Below are 3,010 nucleotides of genomic sequence, written 5' to 3' on the forward strand. Positions count from 1 at the left end.
ACCTTAGCCAACGTGGATTTCTTGCGAATCTGCACGGGGGACTGTTCATGAGAAATGACGAAAAGAATTGCGCAGCCGATTATGCGCCTTATCTAACGCCGGTAATGCCATACATAACCCTGCTGATCGTGTGGGTTGCGCTCGTGCTTTGGGCAGGAGAGGCCTACCACTCCTGGCATATCGTGATGTGACGGAGCAAGACTACGCCGATGCCTGAAATGTCTCCTGATAGCGCTGCCATCTGGACTGAAGCACAAACCAGAGCTCAGGCATGATACCAAGCGTTCTGTCGATGCGTGTCGCAATGTCGAGCGTAATCGGATGCTGGCCGGCAATGATGGCGTCGACGATTACCACCGGCATCTCGATGCGCCGAGCAAAATCTTCGGTTGAAAGACCGTTACATTCGATGCACTGACGCAAATGCTCGCCAGGATGGATCGCCCAGTGCGGCGTCCAGCGATTTGCTGTGTTCATCTGCTTTGCCGATCAGGTTTGATTCGCGTACCGAAAACATAACCAGCGGCCATGTCAGCCGGATGAAAAATTCATGGCGCAAAAGCGGCGGCAGCGTTCCTCAAGTCACATTGTGGTTAGTTATGTCGACTTGCCGATTTCATCGACGTGATGCTGGATGCTCATCCGATCGAGCGATTTGAGCGGAAGGTTGATGAAAATCTTCAACCGGCGATCAAGTTCCATCATCGTACGGGAAAATGCCTGCTTGCGCTCCCATGGTTCGCCGGTAGCCTGGACAGGATCGGACGACTCCCAATGGGCCGTCACCGGAACGCCCGGCCATTCGGGCATGGGCTCCCCTGCGGCCTCATCATTCAACGTGAAGACGAAATCGAGATCACGCGCGCCTTCAAGGCCGAACTCGCGATAATGCTTGGGGTGCAGGCCATCCACCGGGAAGCCGGTCTGCTCGAGCAATTCCTTGGTTTCAGGATCCATCGCATCCGCAGGCTCCGTGCCGGCGCTATAGGCGGCGAAGTGGGGCTTTCCGATGCGATTGAGAATCGCCTCGGCCATCATGCTCCTTGCAGAATTGCGATGCGAGAGAAACAGGACGTGGAAGACTTTATCGTTCACGGCGGTATCTCCTTCTGCTGATCGAAGCCAAGATATTTCAACACAGTATGATTCAAAAATGTGACACCAACTCGACGAAAGCTGTTCAACGCCGCGCGAAGGACCGCCCCACGCTGGTTAAATGCCCGGATTCGTGTATGATTCGCCGAGTTGTCAAGCGTGCCTGCGTCATGGTTAATCATGGGGGAACAGCATGCCCGACAGACATGAATTTCATAGAGTGGAAATTTGCGGCCGTATCTTCACAGGATCAATTTCTGCTGAGGGTCCGTGTTTGAAAATGCTTGAGAACCGCACCTATGGTCGCGGTGTACCCTTGGGCGTGGCACTCTCGATCGCCAAGAGTACCGGCAGAACCTATTATGCGATCTGCAAATATAACGAACCGCATATCCTCCTGCCGCGCTTCTCCGATGAAGACGTCGAAATTGTCGCCCGGGAATTCGGTATCCCGATTTCGGGAAGGATCCGTCCGCGGTCATTCACGGAAAGTCCCGCCTGGATCGCTTTGAGAAAATGGGCGAAAGAACATCCAGGGATTGCCCGGGCGTGCTCCCATACGGACAGCTACGTCCCGGGGTGGTACAGCATGGTCTCCAGGGAAAACAGCGCAGGCTTGCTACAACGCGTTTAGAGGCTAACGGTATCCTGCGGCCTGCAACTCGAAAAGCTCGGCATAGCGCCCGGCCTGCGCGACAAGTTCCTCATGCGTACCGGCAGCTTCGACCTTGCCATCAGCGAGAACGAGAATACGGTCAGCCATGCGCACGCTGGAAAAGCGATGGGAAATGAGAACTGCCGTCTTGCCTTCGCTGAGCTCCTTGAAACGCCGGAACACCTCGAACTCGGAGCGGGCATCGAGCGCTGCCGTCGGCTCATCGAGAATCAGTACCTCGGCCTCGCGCATATAGGCTCTGGCGATGGCAATTTTCTGCCACTCGCCGCCGGATAGCTCAACGCCGTTCTTGAAACGCTTGCCGATCATCTGCTCGTACTTGCCCGGAAGCTTGGCGATGACACCATCCGCCTGGCTGCGCGACGCCGCTTGCGCGATGCGGGGATGATCGTCCCGGTAGGCGATCCTGCCAACCGCAATATTATCGGAGGCACTGAGATTGTAGCGCACGAAATCCTGGAAGATCACGCCCATATTGCCCCGTAGTGCCTCCAGATCATATTCGCGCAAATCATGGCCATCGAGCAGGATACGGCCTTCATCCGGATCGTAAAGGCGGGTGAGAAGCTTCACCAGGGTCGTCTTGCCGGCGCCATTTTCACCGACAAGCGCCACCACTTCGCCCGCATGCAGGGTGAAGCTGAGGTGGCGGACGGCCCAGCGCTCCGCGCCGGGATAGATGAACCCGACATCGTCGAACACGAAGCCCTGACGGATCGGATGCGGGAAAGGGCGCGGATTTTCCGGCGAAAGGATCTCGGGCTTGACCTCGAAGAAGGCGAACAGATCATCGAGATAAAGCGCTTGTCCCGCCGTACTTGAAAAGCTTGTCAGCAGCCCTTCGAGCAGGGTGCGCAGGCGCCGGAACGAGCCAGCGAGAAAGGTCAGATCGCCGATGGAAAACTCGCCGCCCAGCGTGCGCAGGACGATATAGGCGTAGGCAAGATAGTAACCGACAGTGCCCATCGCGGTGAAGAGACCGCCCCAGCTGGCACGGCGCAGCGCGAGTATGCGATTGGCCGCATAGAAATCGGTGGCGAGACGCACGTAGCGGTCTATCAGGAAACTGTGCAGCCCGAAGATCTTGACTTCCTTGGCTGTTTCGACGCTGGCTGCGGTCTGCCGCACATAGTCGAGTTCGCGCCGCTCCGGCGTGCGGACAAAATCGAGCGAATAGCTTTGGGCGTTGAAATGCGCCTCGCCCAGAAAGGCCGGAACCAGAGCCAGAAACAACAGGAC

5 protein-coding genes are annotated in these 3,010 nt (G+C 56.9%); 2 read left to right on the forward strand and 3 right to left on the reverse strand.

The genetic code is table 11. From position 1 onward, the window contains the following. The coding region (locus tag ACXJ5O_RS23150) for a hypothetical protein (RefSeq protein ID WP_457301960.1) at positions 1-191 on the forward strand (191 nt) is incomplete at its 5' end. A gap of 10 nt (positions 192-201) precedes the next feature. On the opposite strand, the gene ACXJ5O_RS23155 is transcribed toward ACXJ5O_RS23150, so the two are convergent. Together ACXJ5O_RS23155 and ACXJ5O_RS23160 are read right to left on the reverse strand one after the other, a co-directional pair. Continuing rightward, complete coding sequence (locus ACXJ5O_RS23155) at positions 202-477, reverse strand: helix-turn-helix transcriptional regulator (RefSeq protein ID WP_457301961.1); 276 nt, start codon at positions 475-477, stop codon at positions 202-204. Positions 478-597: 120 nt separating this feature from the next. Next, positions 598-1,095 (reverse strand): arsenate reductase ArsC, encoded by a 498-nt coding sequence (locus ACXJ5O_RS23160; protein ID WP_457301962.1) that lies wholly within the window; start codon positions 1,093-1,095, stop codon positions 598-600. Positions 1,096-1,375: 280 nt separating this feature from the next. Here ACXJ5O_RS23160 and ACXJ5O_RS23165 point away from each other — a divergent pair, with 280 nt between their 5' ends. Next, complete coding sequence (locus ACXJ5O_RS23165; protein WP_457301963.1) at positions 1,376-1,729, forward strand: hypothetical protein; 354 nt, start codon at positions 1,376-1,378, stop codon at positions 1,727-1,729. 3 nt (positions 1,730-1,732) lie between these two features. Here the strand turns inward: ACXJ5O_RS23165 and ACXJ5O_RS23170 are convergent. Next, the coding region (locus ACXJ5O_RS23170; protein WP_457301964.1) for an ABC transporter ATP-binding protein at positions 1,733-3,010 on the reverse strand (1,278 nt) is incomplete at its 5' end.

The organism is Phyllobacterium sp. P5_D12 (assembly GCF_054049495.1).